The organism is Segatella sinensis, assembly GCF_040095255.1.
Lineage (GTDB): Bacteria > Bacteroidota > Bacteroidia > Bacteroidales > Bacteroidaceae > Prevotella > Prevotella sinensis.
Window position 1 is genome coordinate 18,383 of sequence record NZ_JBBNGE010000035.1, and the last position, 17,865, is coordinate 36,247.

Sequence of the window (17,865 nt, forward strand, 5' to 3'; positions counted from 1 at the left end):
TTATAAAATTATTAAATTATGGACAAAAGTAAGTTTAGTCTGTTAAGCAATATCAAATATCCTAATGATTTGCGCAAACTGAGCATTAATCAGTTGCCAGAGGTATGCAAAGAATTGAGAGAAGACATCATCGACGAAGTGGCTGTAAATCCAGGTCATTTTGCTTCCTCTCTGGGTGTTGTGGAAATCACCGTAGCTTTACACTACGTGTACAATACTCCTGAAGACCGCATCGTCTGGGATGTAGGCCATCAGGCATACGGACATAAGATTCTGACTGGAAGACGTGAGGCATTCTGCACCAACAGAAAGCTCCATGGCATTCGTCCATTCCCAACACCACTTGAAAGTGAATACGACACCTTCACCTGCGGACATGCCAGCAACTCTATCTCGGCAGCTCTGGGTATGGCGGTGGCAGCACGCGAAACAGGCAACAAAGACCGCCACGTAGTAGCCGTTATCGGCGATGGTGCGATGAGCGGTGGTTTAGCTTTCGAAGGACTCAACAATGTATCAAGTACTCCAAACGATATGCTCATCATCCTCAACGATAATGATATGAGCATCGACCGTGCCGTGGGTGGCATGGAGAAGTATCTCCTCCAGCTCGACACCAACGAGACCTACAACAAGGTTCGCTTCAAGGCTTCGCAGTGGCTCCACTCCAAGGGTATTCTCAATGATAACCGCAAGAACGGCATCATCCGGCTGAACAATGCCTTCAAGTCGGTATTAAGCCATCAGCAGAATATCTTCGAGGGAATGAACATCCGATACTTCGGACCATTCGACGGTCATGATGTAAAGGAAGTGGTAAGAATCCTGAAGCAGCTCAGAAGCATGAAAGGCCCTAAGCTGCTCCACCTGCATACCACCAAGGGCAAGGGATACGAACCAGCCGAGAAAAGTGCTACCATCTGGCATGCACCAGGCAAATTTGACCCGGAAACCGGCGAGAGAATCATTGCCGACAACAGCAACAAGCCTCCTAAGTTTCAGGATGTCTTCGGAAAGACCCTGCTGGAACTTGCCGAGCAGAACCCTAAGATCGTAGGCGTGACACCAGCCATGCCTACCGGATGCTCTATGAACATCATGATGAAGGCGATGCCAAACCGCACCTTCGACGTAGGTATCGCCGAGGGTCATGCAGTCACCTTCTCGGGTGGTATGGCAAAGGATGGTCTGATTCCTTTCTGCAACATCTACAGTTCGTTTGCACAGCGTGCCTACGACAATATCATCCACGATATGGCACTCCTCAACCTGCCTGTAGTGCTCTGCCTCGACCGTGCCGGACTGGTAGGAGAAGATGGTCCTACCCATCATGGCGCCTTCGACCTGGCAGCCCTGCGCCCTATCCCGCATCTCACCATCGCTTCGCCGATGGATGAGCACGAACTGCGCAACCTGATGTATTCAGCCCAGCTGCCAGACCACGGAAGCTACGTGATCCGTTATCCTCGTGGCTGCGGTGTGCTTGTAGATTGGCGCAACAAGATGGAGGAAATCAAGACCGGTACCGGCAGAAAGCTGAAAGACGGAGAAGATGTAGCCGTGCTCACCATCGGTCCTATCGGAAACGATGCCATCCAGGCAATCGAAGAGGTAGAGAAGGAAACGAAGATGAGCGTTGCGCACTACGATATGCGATTCGTGAAGCCGCTGGATGAAAACATCCTCACCGAGGTGGGCAAGAAGTTCAAGCGCATCGTGACCATAGAAGATGGTGTAAGAATGGGCGGAATGGGATCTGCCGTACTCGAATGGATGAGCGACCACGGCTATCAGCCACAGATAACCCGCCTGGGATTGCCAGACGATTTTGTGGAGCATGGCACCGTAGAACAGCTGCGCGAGATTGTACATCTCGACCACAAGAGCATCAAGAATGCCATTATCGGAAAATAGAGCATCGAAATTTAAATATTCATCAATATGAAAATCATCATAGCTGGCGCCTATGCCATCGGTACCCACCTGGCGCGACTCCTGTCGCGCAGCAAGGAGGAGATTACACTCATCGATGAAAGCGAAGAGCACCTGGCAAGTATCGGCTCCGACTGCGATCTGCTCACCATGATAGGAAAGCCTACCAGTCTGCAGACCCTGAGGGATGCCGGTGTTCAGGATACGGATCTCTTCATCGCGGTCACCCCGGTGGAGAGTACCAATATCACCTCCAGCATCCTTGCCAAGAATCTCGGTGCCAAGCGCACCGTGGCACGTGTGGATAATCCGGAATACATGGAACCGCAGGCACAGGAATTCTTCAAGGAACTCGGTATCAGCAAGCTCATCTATCCGGAGATGCTCGCTGCCGTAGATATCAACAACGGACTCAAGATGAGTTGGGTGCGCCAGCGCTGGGATGTGCACGACGGCGCCCTCGTGATGCTCGGCATCAAGCTGCGTGAGGGATGCGAAATCCTCAACGAGCCGCTCAAGAACATCAGCGGTCCCAACGACCCTTACCACGTGGTAGCCATCAAGCGAGGCAGCGATACCATCATCCCGGGTGGTAACGATGAGCTGAAGCTCTACGACCTCGCCTACTTCATGACCACCCGCAACTACATTCCCTACATCCGCAAGATTGTGGGAAAGGAGCATTATGTGGATGTGAAGAACGTGATGGTGATGGGTGGCGGACGCACTGCCGTAAGAGCCGTGAAGAAAATGCCGGAATACATGGAGTGCAAGATTATCGAGAAAGATGAGAATCGCTGCGAATATCTCAACGATATCCTCGACGACAATCATATCCTTATCATCCACGGCGATGGCCGCGACATTCCTCTCCTTACAGAGGAAGGAATCAGAAGCACCCAGGCTTTCGTGGCGCTGACGGGAAATGCGGAGACCAATATCCTCGCCTGCCTCACCGCCAAGAGAATGGGTGTACGCAAGACCGTGGCTGCCGTAGAAAACGTGGATTACGTGAGCATGGCAGAAAGTCTGGATATCGGTACCATCATCAACAAGAAGATGATTGCTGCCAGCTACATCTATCAGATGATGCTCGATGCCGACGTGATGAACGTCAGATTCCTGATGAGTGCCAACGCCGATGTGGCTGAATTCATCGCCAAGGAAGATTCCAAGGTTACCAAGAAACCGGTGAAAGACCTGGGAATGCCTATCGGTGTTACCATTGGTGGTCTGGTGAGAAACGGCGAAGGTATGCTGGTTTCGGGTAACACCCAGATAGAACCGGGCGACTCGGTAATGGTATTCTGCCACAACATCAATATGAAGAAAATTGAGAAATATTTCATTTAGTCTCTATATATAATAAGGTATATTATATATAATAAGGTATAAAGACAAGAGGGAATGATAAACAGTAAGTTGATATACAAGATACTGGGACAGTTGCTTTTCATCGAGGCATTCCTGCTCTTCATCAGTCTGCTGGTGGCATACTACTACCAGCAGGACGACATCTTCGCTTTCGTGGTAGCCACACTAACCACCATCGGCGGCGGACTCATCCTGAAATGGAAAGGACATGGAGCAGACAATTCGATGTCGCGCCGTGATGCCTACCTCGTGGTATCGCTCTCATGGATCATCTTCAGTCTCTTCGGTACCCTGCCCTTCATGGTCAGCGGTTACATCAATAACTTTACGGATGCCTACTTCGAGACGATGTCGGGATTCACCACCACGGGAGCCACCATTCTGGATGATGTGGAGTGCTTCCCGCACGGATTGCTGTTCTGGCGATCGCTCACCCAGTGGATAGGCGGTTTGGGAATCGTGTTCTTCACCATCGCCCTGCTGCCATCACTTGTAGGAGGACAGACCAAGGTGTTTGCCGCCGAGGCTACGGGTCCTATCAAGACCAAGCTGCATCCCCGGCTCTCCACTTCGGCAAAATGGATCTGGAGTATCTATCTGATGCTCACCATCGCCTGCATCGTATCCTACTATGTGGCAGGAATGAATCTCTTCGACAGTTTCAACTATGCGATGACCACTACGGCTACGGGTGGTTTCTCCACCCACAACAGCAGTACCGAGTTCTTCCATTCGCCGGCGCTGGAATACATCTGTGCATTCTTCTGCTTCCTCTCGGGAGTGAACTTCACCCTACTCTATGCGGCAGTCATCAAGTTTAAGATCAAAGATCTGTTCAAGAACTCGGAGTTCAAGTTCTATATGTTCCTCGTCACCGCCTTTACGGCTTTCATCATGGTAGAGCTGATGGCGATGCGCAACTACGATATGGAGCATGCCTTCCGCAGCGCCGTCTTCCAGGTGGTTTCATTCATCACCACCACAGGCTTGTTTAATGATGATGCAGCCCTCTGGCCTCATGTCACCTGGGTGATATTGGCAACCTGCATGTTCTTCGGAGCCTGCTCGGGCAGTACGAGTGGAGGTTTGAAATGTATCCGCGCCGTGATGCTGGTAAGAATGGTGAAGAATGAATTCCGCCAGATTCTGCATCCTAATGCGGTACTGCCTCTGAAGATTGATGGTGTGAACGTGCCGATGCAGAAGCGGGTTACGCTGCTCGCCTTCCTCACTACCTATCTCATCATCTGCCTGGTCATCTCCTTCACGATGATAGCCATGGGCATTGACAACACCAATGCCATCACCATCACCCTGAGCTGTGTGGGCAACGTAGGTCCGACGCTGGGTACGGAGATTGGTCCGACGATGTCGTGGAGCGAACTGCCGGATGTGGCAAAATGGTTCTGCTCGCTGATGATGCTCATCGGACGTCTGGAGATATTCAGCGTACTGGTAATCTTCACTCCAGCCTTCTGGAGAGAGAACTAGTTTCCGCAGGAGGCAGGTACTGGAAATCCTAGACAATAAACATTTTATCAACTAATTCAATAAAATTATGAAACCATTAAAATTTGAACCGCTATTGAAGTCCACCATCTGGGGTGGAAACAAGATCATCGCCTTCAAGCATCTTGACATCAAGCAGGAGAAAGTTGGCGAGAGTTGGGAAATCTCAGGTGTTCCTGGCAACGAGAGCATCGTAGCCGACGGCGAGATGAAGGGCAAGAAGCTCAATGAGGTTGTTGCTGAATTGAAGGAGAATTTCCTCGGTGCAGATAACTATAAGCGTTTTGGCAACGAGTTTCCATTGCTTATCAAGTTTATCGATGCCAATACCGACCTTTCTATCCAGGTACATCCTAATGACGAAATTGCCAAGAAGCAGGGTAAGGAGCGCGGCAAGACCGAGATGTGGTATGCGCTGCCAAGCGAGCCAGATGCCAAGCTCTACAACGGCTTGAAGATGCAGATTACTCCTGAGCAGTACAAGGAGATGGTGGAGAATGATACCATCACCGATGCCCTGGCTCAGTATAACGTGAAGGAGGACGACTGCTTCTTTATCCCTGCCGGCAGAATCCACGCCATTGGAACAGGCTGTTTCGTTGCCGAGATTCAGCAGACCAGCGATGTTACCTATCGTATCTACGATTTCAAGCGCAAGGACAAGGATGGCAACTATCGCCAGCTCCACACCAAGGAAGCATCTGAGTGCATCGACTACACCGTATTGGCAGACTATCGCCAGAACTACACTCCTGCCAAGAATCAGGGTGTTAGCATGGTACAGTGCCCTTACTTCACCACAGCCGTTTATGATCTCGATGAGCCAATGACGCTGGATTATTCAGAGTTGGACAGCTTCGTGATTCTGATTGGCTTGAAGGGTGAGGCTAAGATTACCGACAACGAGGGTAACGAGATTACGCTCCAGGGCGGCGAGAGCATCGTAGTTCCTGCCTCTACCCAGACATTGAAGGTAGAAGGAACCTTGAAGTTCCTGGAGACATACGTATAAAAATGAAAAGAAATAAAAAGGCTCGCAAGTTTTATTGCCTTGCGAACCTTTTTATTAAACTATTGAATCTCTGCCAAAACTCAACTTTGAAGAATAAAGGAGAAACGAACATGGACAAAGGACAATTTCTATTATATCAAACTCCCGATGGAGAATCAAAGATAGAGGTAAAGTTGCAAGACGATACCGTTTGGCTGTCACTCGACCAAATGGCAGAGCTTTTCCAACGCAACAAATCCACCATTTCCAGACATATTAAGAATGTGTTGGAGGAGGGAGAGTTAGATGAAAATATGGTAGTTGCAAAATTTGCAACTACCACAAAACATGGAGCTATAGAAGGTAAGACACAAAAACATCTTGTATCATATTACAACCTCGACATGATTATCAGCGTAGGCTATCGCGTTCATTCTTATCGCGGTGTACAATTCCGAATTTGGGCAACCAAGGTGCTAAAGGAGTATATCGTGAAGGGGTTTGCCTTAAACGACGACTTATTGAAACGTGCAGGCGGCGGTAACTATTTCGATGAACTTCTAGCAAGAATTAGGGACATCCGTTCTAGTGAAAAGGTATTCTATCGCAAGGTACTGGAAATCTATGCGCTCAGTATCGACTATGACCCTCGTGTGGAAATGACCCAAAAGTTCTTCAAGACGGTACAAAACAAAATGCACTATTCTGTGCATGGGCATACCGCAGCGGAAATCATCTATGAACGTGCAGATGCCCAAAAAGATTTCATGGGACTCACCACTTGGTCAGGTGCTATGCCTACAAAGCCAGAAGCCGAGATTGCGAAGAATTATCTCACACAAGCCGAGATTAAATCGCTGAATCGCATCGTGAGTCTCTATCTTGACTTTGCAGAAATGCAGGCAGAAGAGCATCGCCCAATGTATATGAAGGACTGGATTAACATCCTAGACGACTTTCTCCGCATCTCTCGAAAAGACATACTTACCCATGCAGGTAAGATATCTGCAAAGTTGGCAAAGGAAAAGGCTGATACTGAATACGACAAATTCAAAGAACGAACAAAGAATGACCTTTCTCCTGTAGAAATTCACTTCCTAGAAAACTTTGAAAGAGAGCGGAAACGATTGTCCGATGACAGAGATAAAGCAGATAGCTAATACTTATAGCAAAAGAGTGAAGAATTCAATAGGCATTGCACATGAATTCTTCACTCTTCTGTTGGCTTCCTCTCGGTCGCCGATTTTCAATTCTTCACTCTTCACTCAAATACTTCTCCACATCCGCCTGTATCTTCTGGAATTCCGGAGAGAACTGGTAGAAGGTGTTCTTCTTCATCATCATTTTCACCTTGCCCAGACTGTTCTCATAGCATGCCATCTCGGTGCGTGCCTGCTCGGAATGAACCGCCCTATCACGGATTTCATTCTCCCTGACATTGCGCAAGGTATCGCAGACCGTCTGCACCAAAGGGCAAACCACCAGGTCGAAAAGATGATGACCCTGTATATATAAATAGGTGTTATGCTCGTTTACCCCCAGATTATTCAGATACTGGATCATATCCGGCAGCTCATCCTTGAACGTCTTGAAGCGGCGCTCCAGCTGGAAAAGCTTCGCCCTCACCTTCTTGGCAAGATAATTGATAGCCTGCTGAGGGTCCTGGATTCTGACTGATGGCAATACGATGACCTTGTCGAACTCTGCCATATCAAAATGCATCGACATCTTGCGATGACGGATATAGAAGAGAAGATGCCACACGAAGAGCGGCCATATCGTACGGGAATACGCCTCCATGAATCTTTCGAAATCGAAGATATGGGTATCGTTCAACGTCACCATCACGCAGGTTTCGTGCAAACCCTTGGAATAACACTGGAAATTCTCAATGGCATAAGCGTAGGTATGGAAGATATAAGGATTCTCCAGCATCAGCTGAGAAGCCTCGGTAGTACCCTGCTGCAGAAAATCGTAGTCGGCATCCACACAGGCTATCATATCCTTGCCCACCCCCTTGAGCATATTACTGATAGCTGCCTTCTTGCCGCGGTCGAGATGGTTGTTGCGGGTAGGAAGCAGGATTTCGAAATAGCGGGTCTCATCCTCAAACTTTCCCAGCACCGACCGCCAGAAGAAGACATCATCGTAGCTCTCGACGTAAGCCACTATCTTGCGCCGAGCCTTCTTCGAGGTCATCTTGTTGGCGGCCTCAAAGTAGAGGGAGTTGATATTATCGGTTAAACGTTTAGCCATAATACTTCTTTTTCACTTATATCGTGATGTCGCTCACATCCGTCACCCTATCGGTCCATCCGTCCATCACCACGGCAGGACTGTGGGTGGTCATGATGATCTGGATGTTCGGATTGAGTTTCAGCACCAGACCGATGAGCTGCTTCTGCCATTCGAAGTGAAGGCTGATTTCCGGTTCATCCATAAAGAGGACATAAGATTGGTTGTCCTCCACCAGCACGGTAAGGAGGATGGCGAGAATCTGCTTCTCACCAGCCGAGAGCTGATAAGGCGAGAGCTGCTCACCTATCTGGTTGAAGCGGATTTCGTTGGCAGTACGGATGATGGTCTTGCCGGTATCCTTGAAAAGACCATCTACGATATCCTGGAACATCTTCTTCGGTTCGCTCAGCTGCTGAGCCTTGAAGGCGGCATCCGGTTCGCCACTCTGAAGCACGGCGATGATGCGGTTGCCGATGTTCACCTGATAATCCAGATACTTGCGCTGCAGCTGGAAGAGCTGCCAGTCGAGTTCGGTAACCAGGGTAAGGTCTATCTTGTTGATCATCTCGGCATTCATCAGTGGTCTATCTACCGATCGGATTACATCATATCTAATCCACTTTGCCTCCTCCGGCTCCACCTTCAGATGCACGCCCTTGATCATGTGACTAGGGAATTCGCCGCCAGCCGCCAGACCCTTTACCACCTTATTTAATATAGTACTCTTGCCCACGCCGTTTACACCACTCAGGATATTGACACGGCGGTCAAGGTTCCAAAGAATATGTTTGGTACCGCTCCAGAGAGATTCTATCTCTATCTGTTTGATATAATCAGCATATTTCTGCATAAGATATTCTCCTATCTTTAATCGTCAAGAACTGAAAAAGACAATAGTCTTAACTTCTTAACTTCTTTAACTTCTAAAAAATATACCGCAAATATACCAAAATTCCTCGAATTTTTGTACCTTTGCACTCGATTTTATTCAAAATAAAGAAGATTTAAATAGAAATAAGGAAAAATGGATAACAAACGACCTCTTATCGCCCACCTGTGCCTCTTCTGTTCCGGCGCATTCTGGGGACTGATGGCTCCCGTAGGCAAGGATGCCATGCTTCACGGCATCAACGGCATCGACCTGGTGAGCTTCCGCGTATTGGGTGGCGCCATTCTCTTCTGGCTCACCTCGCTCTTCACCAAGAAAGAGCATGTTCCAGTAAAAGATATCGTCAAGTTTGCTGCAGCAGGACTCTTTGCCCTCGTGTTCAACCAGTGTTCTTACACCATCGGTCTGAACATGACCTCGCCTAGCAATTCCAGCATCATGACCACCTCGATGCCTATCTTCGCCATGGTTTTCTCCTTCCTGATTTTGAAGGAGCCTATCACCTGGAAGAAGGCGCTCGGTGTACTGATGGGATGTGCAGGTGCCGTCATCATCATCATGACAAGTGCCACGGCTGGCAATGCCAAGGTGGGAAACATCTGGGGCGACCTGCTCTGTATGTCGGCGCAGCTTTCCTTCGCTCTCTACCTGTCGCTCTTCAAGAACCTGCTGTCTAAGTATTCGCTCTTCACCATCAACAAGTGGATGTTCCTCTGGGCCACCATCATTATATGGCCTTTCACCATCAGTCACGTGATGGGCATCGACTTTGCCAATGTTCCGATGAGCACCTGGTGGGAAACGGGCTACGTAGTTCTCTTCGGCACGTATCTGGGCTACATCTGCATGATGATTGGTCAGAAGACTCTGCGCCCTACCGTGGTGAGTGTATATAACTATGTGCAGCCGCTGGTATCGGTCACAGTGAGTGTTATCGTAGGTCTCGCCGTATTCAAGGGTATGCAGGCGATTGCCGCCATCCTCGTATTCTCTGGCGTATGGCTCGTAGTAAAGAGTAAGTCGAAGCATGATATCGACCTGCACGACCACAGTCTGGCTTACGAGAAAAGACATGCTTAGATAGCTTTAATGTCGATTTATAAAACTAAAACTGTCCCCATCTGAAATAACAGATGAGGACAGTTTTTTTGCTATATAAGAAAAGAAGATCAGAAAAGAATATCAGCAACCGAAGTAAACCATCAATCCACCCAATACGATATACAGCAGGGCGTATGGGATGGTCGAACGGAGAATCTCTCCATCCTTTCCCTCCATATCGCAGGCTGCAGTAGCGATGGCGATGCTCTGCGGACTGATCATCTTGCCACCCGTGGCTCCCGTGGTATTGGCAGCAACTAGCCAGTTCTCCTGACCGCCCTCCATACCAAAGAATGTGCTCTGTCCCGTCATGCCCAACTGGTTGGCTACATGAGCCTGGAGTTTGGCAAAGAGGATATTCGAAGAGGTATCAGAACCCGTTACGAAGGTTCCGATGGCACCAATCATCGGCGCTACCAGAGGATAGAAATCACCCGTTACAGCCACCAGACCTGAGGCGATGGAAGTAATCATTCCCGAATAGTTCATCACACTTGCCAGAGCTATCAGCGAACAGATGGTCACCACCGTCTTGCGCAGATTCACCGTGGTACGGGCAAGAATCACCATCAGTCTCTTGAGGCTCAACCCCTGAACCAATCCACCAATCGTAGCACCCAGGAAAAGCATCAGGCCTGCATTGGAAATCCAGCCAAACTTAAAGGTGCTGTCGAGCACTGGCAGATGAACCGCACTCACCAGATGACTCTTGAGGAAAGCATTGACCGGAGGACAGAGCGCTCCGGAAACCAGGATGAATATCAATATAAAGAGGTAAACGCTCCATGCCTTCAGGCTTTCGGCAAGCGCAAAGGTTTCCTTATCCTGCACCTTGCTCTTTCTGGCAAATACCTTGGCGTATGCGATGATGGCGATAATGGCTGCCAGCGAACCGATGATGGCTGGAGTCTCGGAACCGAGATAATAGCCGCAGACAAACTGCACTACCACGGAAATCACTCCCACCCAGAGGGCGATGATGAGATTCTTGATAAGATTGTGCTTATCGGTAAACGTCAGGATAATAAAAGGCAGGATGATAAAGAGAGGTGACAGCTGGATGATGGCGAAGGCCGAAGTCTCGCAAATCTGAGCCGCCGAAGCCGATCCGCTTTCCGCCACCTCGTTACAGAGCGTAGTAACCGGTACACCCACGGCACCAAATCCCGTAGCCACGGTATTACCAATCAGGGATACCAGAGCCGAGAACATCGGTTTGAAGCCGAGTCCGATGAGGATGGCAGCAGGTATCGCCACCGCCGTTCCGAAGCCCGCCATACCTTCGAGCAGTCCGCCGAATCCCCATACGAGGAGCAGCACGAGCAGTCCCTTATCATCGGTAATCGATGTAAACTGCCTCTTGATTACCTCAATCTGCTTGCTTTCCACGAGGATATTATAGCTGTAAATAGCCATCAGGATGATGATGAGAATCGGGAATACCGCCTTCAGGATGCCTTCCACCACCGCCCATCCCGTTAGGGCGATCACGCTATCCTCCGCATGTTCCGGGGCAATCATGCCCAGCGGCGAAGCAGCGAAGAGAGCGAGAAACACGGTAACTACGAGCGTCAGCAAGGCGCTTTTATGACCTGCCATCTTGAAGCCGAGCATCAGGATGAACAGCAACACGATGGGAATAATAGAAACTATTGATGCCATAAGCCATTCAGTTTTTTATTGTTTTCGATTGAAAAATTTTATGTCTTCGATTGCTAAATTTTATGTTTATGACTGCAAAAATAACATTTTTCTTTGAAAAAAGAAAGCATTTTTTGAAAAAAATCTTTTTTAAGATGTCCGATTTTTCAATTTCATACGTCTATAGAGTGTTAAGGTTATGAGAACAGAAGAATTCAAACATATCATCCTACCGATGCGCAGCGACTTGAAAGCGTATGCGCTAAGGTTGACTGAGAGTGACGACAATGCAGAAGACCTCGTGCAGGAAGTCATGCTCAGGCTGTGGGACATGCGCCAGAATATCAAGGCAGAAAATAACCTCAAGGCGCTCGCCATCACCATCATGCGCAACAAGTTTTATGACCAGTGCCGACATGAGGAGCGGAACTTCACCACCGACAAGGTGATGGAAGTACCCATAGAAGACCGGCGGGCAGAGCAACGGGACGAGGTAAACCTCATCAAGCAGATAGTGGCACAGCTTCCGACCTTGCAGCAGCAGATATTCCGCATGAAGGAGATAGAAGGCTATACTGCCGATAAAATCATGCAGATAACGGGATGTACTGCCGATAATCTCCGAAAGAATCTCTCCCGAGCCCGACTCAAAATCAGAGAGACCTATATGAATATCGTGAAACAGAACAAAATAAAGAAGGAGGAAAGAAGATGAACAATAAAATAAAAAGAATCGATGAATTCAAGAATACCAATGAATTCAAGACGATACAGGACTTGCTCGACAAGTATATGGATGGTGCCACATCCAATGAGGAAGAGGCAACGCTCAGAAAATTTTTCGAAGAGCATGGCAATGATATTCCGGAAGAATGGGAATCCTATCGCGCCCTCTTCAGCTATATCGGATTCGAACAGATGAATCTTTCTCAAATTCTAAAAGAAGAAAAAGAGAAGGAGATAGAAAAGGAGGATATTCTAGAAGATGAAGAAAAGAATATCCCAAAGAAAGAAGGAAAGAAAGAGGAAGCTTCTCGCAGCAGATGGCTCAAATATTTCGGCACTTCTGTGGCAGCCGCCGCTATCATCGCATTCCTGATTGTAGGCATCCAGAAGATAGCCCAGCCTCAGCCTGAATGTTATGCGGTTATCGATGGAAAGGTTTATACCGACCAGGAATTCGTGCACCATGAAGCCCTGGATGCCCTGGAAGATGTTTCGGCAGATTCCGAAGATCCATTCAGTGCCCTGGATATGATGAAACAATAAATTCATCTTTTAGATGAAACAATCAATCAAACTATAAAGTATAATATTTATAATAAGGTATAGAATATGAAACGATGCAACTTGATAAAACGCTTCTTCATCGGACTGCTTCTTATCGTGGTAGCCTCGATTTCGGCTAATGCCCAGGAGGGACTATACGTAAAAAGTATATTCCAACGATTCGGACACGCCAAGGGATGCAAGATGGTTACGATGCAGAATACGCAACTCAAAGGTTACAGGCTCAAGATATACAAGAGCCTGGTATATAAGAACCATGCCACGGAAATAGCCCACTATCTGAAGTCCGACCGCAAGGCTGCAAAGAAAATCAGAGAAGTGGTGGAGAATGGAAAGATGGTGAGCGGCTATTACATGATGGCACCCTTGAGCAATGGCAACAACCGCTTTATCCTCTTCAGTAACCCGAGTAAAAGTAAGGGAACCGTGATTTATATAGAAGGCGACCTGTCGCCCGAAGATATCATGCAACTCTGCTATTCCAGAAGATAGAAGCAACATCTTCCTACAGGAATCCTCTCAATAAGAATAAGAAACAATATAAAATATAGTATTATGAATATCAAAAACGTAATGATGATGGCTGCCATGATGCCAGCCTTCGCCCTTGCTGAAACCAACAGCAACAGTGCACCAGCCTCGGTAGAGGCTAACGACACCACAATCAGAGTGAACGACCAGAACATCGTCATCAAGCAGGATGGTGAACAGACTTCTGTGAAGATATATAAGATGAACGGCAACGAGCTGAACGAGATGACCAAGATTTCCGAAACCCAATTCGTAGATGGTCAGGAAATAGAAAAGGTATTTGTCACCTCACCTTTCATCCCTCAGACTTTGAGCAAGCGCAAGCGCAGTCTGGAGAGTCATTATCCAACCTTCTTCTTCGGCTGCAGCCAGTTGCCAGGCAGCAGGGGAAGCATGGGAGGCAACAACGAGATGCACAGTCGCGACTCCAAGTCGTGGGAATGGGGCATCACCCTCACCAGTCTCTGCTTCCGCCTTTCCAACGAAATGGCGCTCACCTCCTCTCTCTCCATCGGACAGGTACACCACCATTTCAAGGACAATTATGTATTAAGCACCGAAAACGGGGTATCGGCAATGACTCCGATAGATGGCGAGACGCTGAAGAAAAGCTATATCAGCTACAATGTGCTCCGCCTGCCTATCATGCTGGAGTGGCAGAAGCGCATAGGATGCCATGATGCATTCCTGGCGTTAGGTCCATCGGTAGAATACCGCTGGCACGAGCATTCCCGCTACTTCATCGGAAAACACAAGCATACCGAAACGGGCGATATCAACCTCAAGCCTATCGGCCTGAACCTGGAAGCCCGTGCTGGCTACTCAGGAGTGATGCTCTACGCCCGTGCCGGAATAACCCCGCTGCTCAACAAGACCAAGGCTCCCGAGTGCTACCCGATGACCATCGGCTTAGGATTTAGACTGTAATTTCTCTCAAAAAAGTGGCGATAAGTATGCGAAATCTCATAAAAAAACATAGATTTCGCACACCTATCGCCACTTTTTGCTGTTTACCAGCCAAACTCGGAAGTGAAACACAGCCAAATTGGGTAACAAATCATGGCCAAATTAGGTAACAAAACACGGCCAAATTAGGTAATTTTGCCCATTTTTCTACTAAAAAATACCCGAATACCACAAACGTGGTAGCAGGAATACTACTCATATGCTATTTCAGAATCCAGAAAATCGCCGTACCTTTGCAGCGTCAATCAGAACAAACAGCATGATGACTTTCAGAAGGACATCAGAATGTCTTTCAGAAGAATGTCTTTCAGAGAGAGAACATCAATCTGATTTCTGGGCGACAGATTTATATAAATGAATAAGATTGAGTATTAACGTAAAATTAAAGAAAGGACATAGATTATGAGTACAGAAAAGAAACTTCGCTTTGAGACACTTCAGTTGCATGTAGGTCAGGAAAATCCAGATCCAGCTACCGACGCCCGTGCGGTGCCTATCTACCAGACCACAAGTTACGTGTTCCGCAACTCTCAGCACGCTGCCGATCGCTTCGGACTCCGTGACGCAGGTAATATCTATGGTCGCTTGACCAACTCTACTCAGGGTGTATTCGAAGACCGTGTGGCTGCCCTCGAGGGTGGTATAGCTGGTTTGGCTGTCGCTTCTGGTGCTGCCGCCGTTACCTACGCTCTGCAGAACATCCTTCAGAACGGCGACCACATCGTAGCTGCCGACAACATCTACGGTGGTACTTATAACCTCATCACTCATACATTATCCACACAGGGTGTCAGCTACACCATCGTGGATCCTCGCAACTTCGAGCAGGTAGAGGCTGCCATCCAGGACAATACCAAGGCACTCTATGCAGAGACCTTCGGAAATCCTAACTCTGATGTAACCGATATCGATAAGTTGGCAGAGATTGCTCATCGCCACAACATCCCATTGATTATCGACAACACCTTCGGCACCCCATACCTCATCCGTCCTATCGAGCACGGAGCAGACATCGTGGTTCACTCTGCTACCAAGTTCATCGGCGGTCATGGTTCATCTCTCGGTGGTGTCATCGTAGATGGCGGTAAGTTCGACTGGAAGGCAAATGCCGACAAGTTCCCTACTCTCGCCAAGCCAGACCCATCTTATCATGGTGCCGTATTCGCAGATGTAGCCGGAGCAGCAGCCTTCGTAACCCGAATCCGTGCGGTCATCCTTCGTGATACCGGTGCAACCATCTCTCCATTCAATGCCTGGATTCTTCTTCAGGGCTTGGAGACATTGAGCCTCCGTGTAGAGCGTCACGTTCAGAATGCATTGAAGGTAGTAGAGTATCTGGAGAACAACCCTAAGGTGGCTAAGGTTAATCACCCAGCCGTTCCTTCTCATCCAGACCACGAGCTTTACAAGAAGCTCTTCCCTAACGGCGGTGGTTCTATCTTCACCTTCGATATCAAGGGCGGCGAGAAAGAGGCATGGGAGTTCATCGACCACCTGCGCATCTTCTCTTTGCTGGCTAACGTAGCCGACGTGAAGTCACTGGTTATCCACCCAGCAACAACCACCCACTCTCAGCTGAGCCCAGAGGAGTTGGAGGAGCAGCACATCTATCCTTCTACCGTTCGATTGAGCATCGGTATCGAGAACATCGACGACCTGATTGAGGCACTCGATGAGGCATTTACCTACGTAAAGTAAAAATATTAATGATTTAAATTAGAGTACAGTTATGGCAAAGATATATAAACAGATTACTGATTTAATCGGTAAGACCCCATTGGTAGAATTGGGTAAGTATTCAGCATCCAAGGGTTTGGAGACTCCTGTGATTGCTAAGGTAGAATTCTTCAATCCTGGCGGAAGCGTAAAGGATCGTATCGCACTTGCGATGATCGAGGACGCTGAGCAGAAGGGCATCCTGAAACCAGGTGCCACCATCATCGAACCAACCAGCGGTAACACGGGTGTAGGTCTGGCTCTGGTATCAGCTGTAAAGGGCTACCACCTCATCCTCACCATGCCTGAAACCATGAGCGTGGAGCGCAGAAACCTGGTGAAGGCTTACGGTGCAGAAGTGAGATTGACCAGCGGTAAGGACGGAATGCCTGGCGCCATCAAGGCTGCCGAGGAACTCCGTGATTCCATTCCGGGTTCCGTGATTCTGGGACAGTTTACCAACCCAGCCAATCCTGCCAAGCACTATGCCACAACTGGACCAGAAATCTGGGCTGATACCGATGGCGAGATTGATATCTTCGTAGCCGGTGTAGGTACTGGTGGAACCATTTCGGGTATCGCCAAGTATCTGAAGGAGCAGAATCCAAACGTGAAGGTGATTGCCGTAGAACCAGCCACATCACCTGTATTGAACGGCGGACAGAGCGGTCCTCACAAGATTCAGGGCATCGGTGCCGGTTTCATTCCAGAGACTTACTCTTCAGAATATATCGATGAAGTATTGGATATTCAGAACGATGATGCCATCAAGGCAGGTCGTGACTTGGCTCAGACCGAGGGTCTTCTGGTAGGAATATCATCAGGTGCCGCCGCCTTTGCAGCCACCGAGATTGCGAAGCGTCCTGAGAACAAGGGCAAGAAGATTGTTGCCCTCTTGCCAGATACTGGCGAGCGTTATTTAAGCACTGTACTCTACGCTTTCGAGGAGTATCCTTTGTAATTCACAAAAGCACCGCCATAACTACCTTTTTATATAGTTATGCGGTGCTATATGTTAATATCCCCATTTCGTATCCAGTTTCACCTCTTCGGTATGGATGACATTCTCTGTGAGCAAGGCACGGTTGCCGGAGAGGATTTTGATTTCCTGATAATTTGCAGGATAATACAAACCTTAGAGCGAAGCGGTTCCAAGCACCGGAGAAAAGCCTTAAAGGCTCTCAATCCACTTCTTACCGCTTTTCGTAAAAGCAGACCAAAGATAAAGGCAGCATGCAACGATTCCTACACCACCTAAAACAATATACATTCCTTCCATAATTATTTCTTTTTTAAAATATTATCAGCAAACAGCGCTAAGAAAATAGTAGAAAATAATCCCACACCTAACAGCAAAGCATAGGGTTTAGCGTCCTCTACACCTAGTACAAGACCAACTGCAGCAACAACTACCATTGCAGTAAAGCAGGTGTTAGCAAGCTGATATATAAACTTGCTCAGATTTTCTCTGCGAGTCTTTTCTTTTTCCTTATCTTCTTTTGCTGTCATACCTTACTATATTTATATTTTTGCAAAAATACGATAAAATCTAATTATTTCCAAGAAAGTATCATATTTTTTAGCAATCTTTAAATCAAGCGTAAATCACCGTAACTACTCAGCACCCCTATGGGCATGAGTAATCGTCTTACTGTTGTACTACAGCAAGAATTGCATTGAATTTAGA

General features: G+C 48.0%; 16 protein-coding genes. 12 read left to right on the forward strand and 4 right to left on the reverse strand.

The window, feature by feature from the left end:
* Positions 1-18: 18 nt before the first annotated feature.
* The 5 genes from dxs to AAAT87_RS10300 all read left to right on the forward strand — a co-directional run bounded on the left by dxs (position 19) and on the right by AAAT87_RS10300 (position 6,966).
* On the forward strand, positions 19-1,914 hold the full coding sequence (gene dxs / locus AAAT87_RS10280; RefSeq protein WP_295023318.1) for a 1-deoxy-D-xylulose-5-phosphate synthase: 1,896 nt from the start codon (positions 19-21) through the stop codon (positions 1,912-1,914).
* A 27-nt stretch (positions 1,915-1,941) separates the two neighbouring features.
* Positions 1,942-3,285, forward strand: a complete 1,344-nt coding sequence (gene trkA / locus AAAT87_RS10285; protein WP_295023320.1) for a Trk system potassium transporter TrkA — start codon at positions 1,942-1,944, stop codon at positions 3,283-3,285.
* Between the two features lie 54 nt (positions 3,286-3,339).
* Positions 3,340-4,797, forward strand: coding sequence for a TrkH family potassium uptake protein (locus AAAT87_RS10290; protein ID WP_295023322.1), 1,458 nt, complete (start codon positions 3,340-3,342; stop codon positions 4,795-4,797).
* Between the two features lie 67 nt (positions 4,798-4,864).
* Positions 4,865-5,827, forward strand: coding sequence for a type I phosphomannose isomerase catalytic subunit (locus AAAT87_RS10295; RefSeq protein ID WP_117663694.1), 963 nt, complete (start codon positions 4,865-4,867; stop codon positions 5,825-5,827).
* Positions 5,828-5,937: 110 nt separating this feature from the next.
* The gene (locus AAAT87_RS10300) at positions 5,938-6,966 is read left to right on the forward strand and encodes a virulence RhuM family protein (RefSeq protein ID WP_296972769.1); all 1,029 of its coding nucleotides are present in this window, start codon (positions 5,938-5,940) and stop codon (positions 6,964-6,966) included.
* 94 nt (positions 6,967-7,060) lie between these two features.
* Here the strand turns inward: AAAT87_RS10300 and AAAT87_RS10305 are convergent, their stop codons facing one another.
* Positions 7,061-8,062: a DUF4435 domain-containing protein gene (locus AAAT87_RS10305; protein WP_295023325.1), complete on the reverse strand. Its 1,002-nt coding sequence runs from the start codon at positions 8,060-8,062 to the stop codon at positions 7,061-7,063.
* A 16-nt stretch (positions 8,063-8,078) separates the two neighbouring features.
* Positions 8,079-8,894: an AAA family ATPase gene (locus AAAT87_RS10310; protein WP_089543767.1), complete on the reverse strand. Its 816-nt coding sequence runs from the start codon at positions 8,892-8,894 to the stop codon at positions 8,079-8,081.
* A gap of 174 nt (positions 8,895-9,068) precedes the next feature.
* Here AAAT87_RS10310 and AAAT87_RS10315 point away from each other — a divergent pair, with 174 nt between their 5' ends.
* The gene (locus AAAT87_RS10315; protein WP_349226360.1) at positions 9,069-10,013 is read left to right on the forward strand and encodes a DMT family transporter; all 945 of its coding nucleotides are present in this window, start codon (positions 9,069-9,071) and stop codon (positions 10,011-10,013) included.
* Positions 10,014-10,115: 102 nt separating this feature from the next.
* On the opposite strand, the gene AAAT87_RS10320 is transcribed toward AAAT87_RS10315, so the two are convergent.
* The gene (locus AAAT87_RS10320; protein WP_349226361.1) at positions 10,116-11,696 is read right to left on the reverse strand and encodes an L-lactate permease; all 1,581 of its coding nucleotides are present in this window, start codon (positions 11,694-11,696) and stop codon (positions 10,116-10,118) included.
* A gap of 178 nt (positions 11,697-11,874) precedes the next feature.
* Here AAAT87_RS10320 and AAAT87_RS10325 point away from each other — a divergent pair, with 178 nt between their 5' ends.
* From AAAT87_RS10325 to cysK, 6 genes are all read left to right on the forward strand, one after another.
* A complete protein-coding gene (locus AAAT87_RS10325) occupies positions 11,875-12,390 on the forward strand; it encodes an RNA polymerase sigma factor (RefSeq protein WP_349226362.1) in 516 nt (171 codons plus the stop codon).
* On the forward strand, positions 12,387-12,944 hold the full coding sequence (locus AAAT87_RS10330) for a PG0215 family putative anti-sigma factor (RefSeq protein ID WP_295023333.1): 558 nt from the start codon (positions 12,387-12,389) through the stop codon (positions 12,942-12,944). The genes AAAT87_RS10325 and AAAT87_RS10330 overlap by 4 nt, the downstream gene beginning before the upstream one ends.
* Before the next feature lie 66 nt (positions 12,945-13,010).
* Positions 13,011-13,457, forward strand: a complete 447-nt coding sequence (locus AAAT87_RS10335) for a DUF6108 family protein (RefSeq protein ID WP_217313788.1) — start codon at positions 13,011-13,013, stop codon at positions 13,455-13,457.
* A gap of 63 nt (positions 13,458-13,520) precedes the next feature.
* Positions 13,521-14,423, forward strand: coding sequence for a hypothetical protein (locus AAAT87_RS10340; protein WP_349226363.1), 903 nt, complete (start codon positions 13,521-13,523; stop codon positions 14,421-14,423).
* A 441-nt stretch (positions 14,424-14,864) separates the two neighbouring features.
* Complete coding sequence (locus AAAT87_RS10345; RefSeq protein ID WP_349226364.1) at positions 14,865-16,160, forward strand: O-acetylhomoserine aminocarboxypropyltransferase/cysteine synthase family protein; 1,296 nt, start codon at positions 14,865-14,867, stop codon at positions 16,158-16,160.
* Positions 16,161-16,191: 31 nt separating this feature from the next.
* Positions 16,192-17,139 carry a cysteine synthase A gene (gene cysK / locus AAAT87_RS10350; RefSeq protein WP_118085561.1) on the forward strand — a complete coding sequence of 316 codons (948 nt, stop codon included), beginning with the start codon at positions 16,192-16,194 and terminating at the stop codon, positions 17,137-17,139.
* Between the two features lie 320 nt (positions 17,140-17,459).
* Here the strand turns inward: cysK and AAAT87_RS10355 are convergent, their stop codons facing one another.
* Entirely contained in the window at positions 17,460-17,687 is a 228-nt protein-coding gene (locus AAAT87_RS10355; RefSeq protein WP_295023342.1) for a hypothetical protein, read from the reverse strand.
* Between the last annotated feature and the right edge of the window lie 178 nt (positions 17,688-17,865).

Excerpts from the sequence above, each read along its gene's own strand:
- AAAT87_RS10320 (WP_349226361.1), bottom strand. The coding sequence starts at position 11,696 with ATGGCATCAATAGTTTCTATTATTCCCATCGTGTTGCTGTTCATCCTG.
- AAAT87_RS10355 (WP_295023342.1), bottom strand. The coding sequence starts at position 17,687 with ATGACAGCAAAAGAAGATAAGGAAAAAGAAAAGACTCGCAGAGAAAAT.
- AAAT87_RS10340 (WP_349226363.1), top strand. The coding sequence starts at position 13,521 with ATGAATATCAAAAACGTAATGATGATGGCTGCCATGATGCCAGCCTTC.
- cysK (WP_118085561.1), top strand. The coding sequence starts at position 16,192 with ATGGCAAAGATATATAAACAGATTACTGATTTAATCGGTAAGACCCCA.
- AAAT87_RS10335 (WP_217313788.1), top strand. The coding sequence starts at position 13,011 with ATGAAACGATGCAACTTGATAAAACGCTTCTTCATCGGACTGCTTCTT.
- AAAT87_RS10310 (WP_089543767.1), bottom strand. The coding sequence starts at position 8,894 with ATGCAGAAATATGCTGATTATATCAAACAGATAGAGATAGAATCTCTC.
- AAAT87_RS10290 (WP_295023322.1), top strand. The coding sequence starts at position 3,340 with ATGATAAACAGTAAGTTGATATACAAGATACTGGGACAGTTGCTTTTC.
- dxs (WP_295023318.1), top strand. The coding sequence starts at position 19 with ATGGACAAAAGTAAGTTTAGTCTGTTAAGCAATATCAAATATCCTAAT.
- AAAT87_RS10305 (WP_295023325.1), bottom strand. The coding sequence starts at position 8,062 with ATGGCTAAACGTTTAACCGATAATATCAACTCCCTCTACTTTGAGGCC.
- AAAT87_RS10300 (WP_296972769.1), top strand. The coding sequence starts at position 5,938 with ATGGACAAAGGACAATTTCTATTATATCAAACTCCCGATGGAGAATCA.
- AAAT87_RS10315 (WP_349226360.1), top strand. The coding sequence starts at position 9,069 with ATGGATAACAAACGACCTCTTATCGCCCACCTGTGCCTCTTCTGTTCC.
- trkA (WP_295023320.1), top strand. The coding sequence starts at position 1,942 with ATGAAAATCATCATAGCTGGCGCCTATGCCATCGGTACCCACCTGGCG.
- AAAT87_RS10330 (WP_295023333.1), top strand. The coding sequence starts at position 12,387 with ATGAACAATAAAATAAAAAGAATCGATGAATTCAAGAATACCAATGAA.
- AAAT87_RS10345 (WP_349226364.1), top strand. The coding sequence starts at position 14,865 with ATGAGTACAGAAAAGAAACTTCGCTTTGAGACACTTCAGTTGCATGTA.
- AAAT87_RS10295 (WP_117663694.1), top strand. The coding sequence starts at position 4,865 with ATGAAACCATTAAAATTTGAACCGCTATTGAAGTCCACCATCTGGGGT.
- AAAT87_RS10325 (WP_349226362.1), top strand. The coding sequence starts at position 11,875 with ATGAGAACAGAAGAATTCAAACATATCATCCTACCGATGCGCAGCGAC.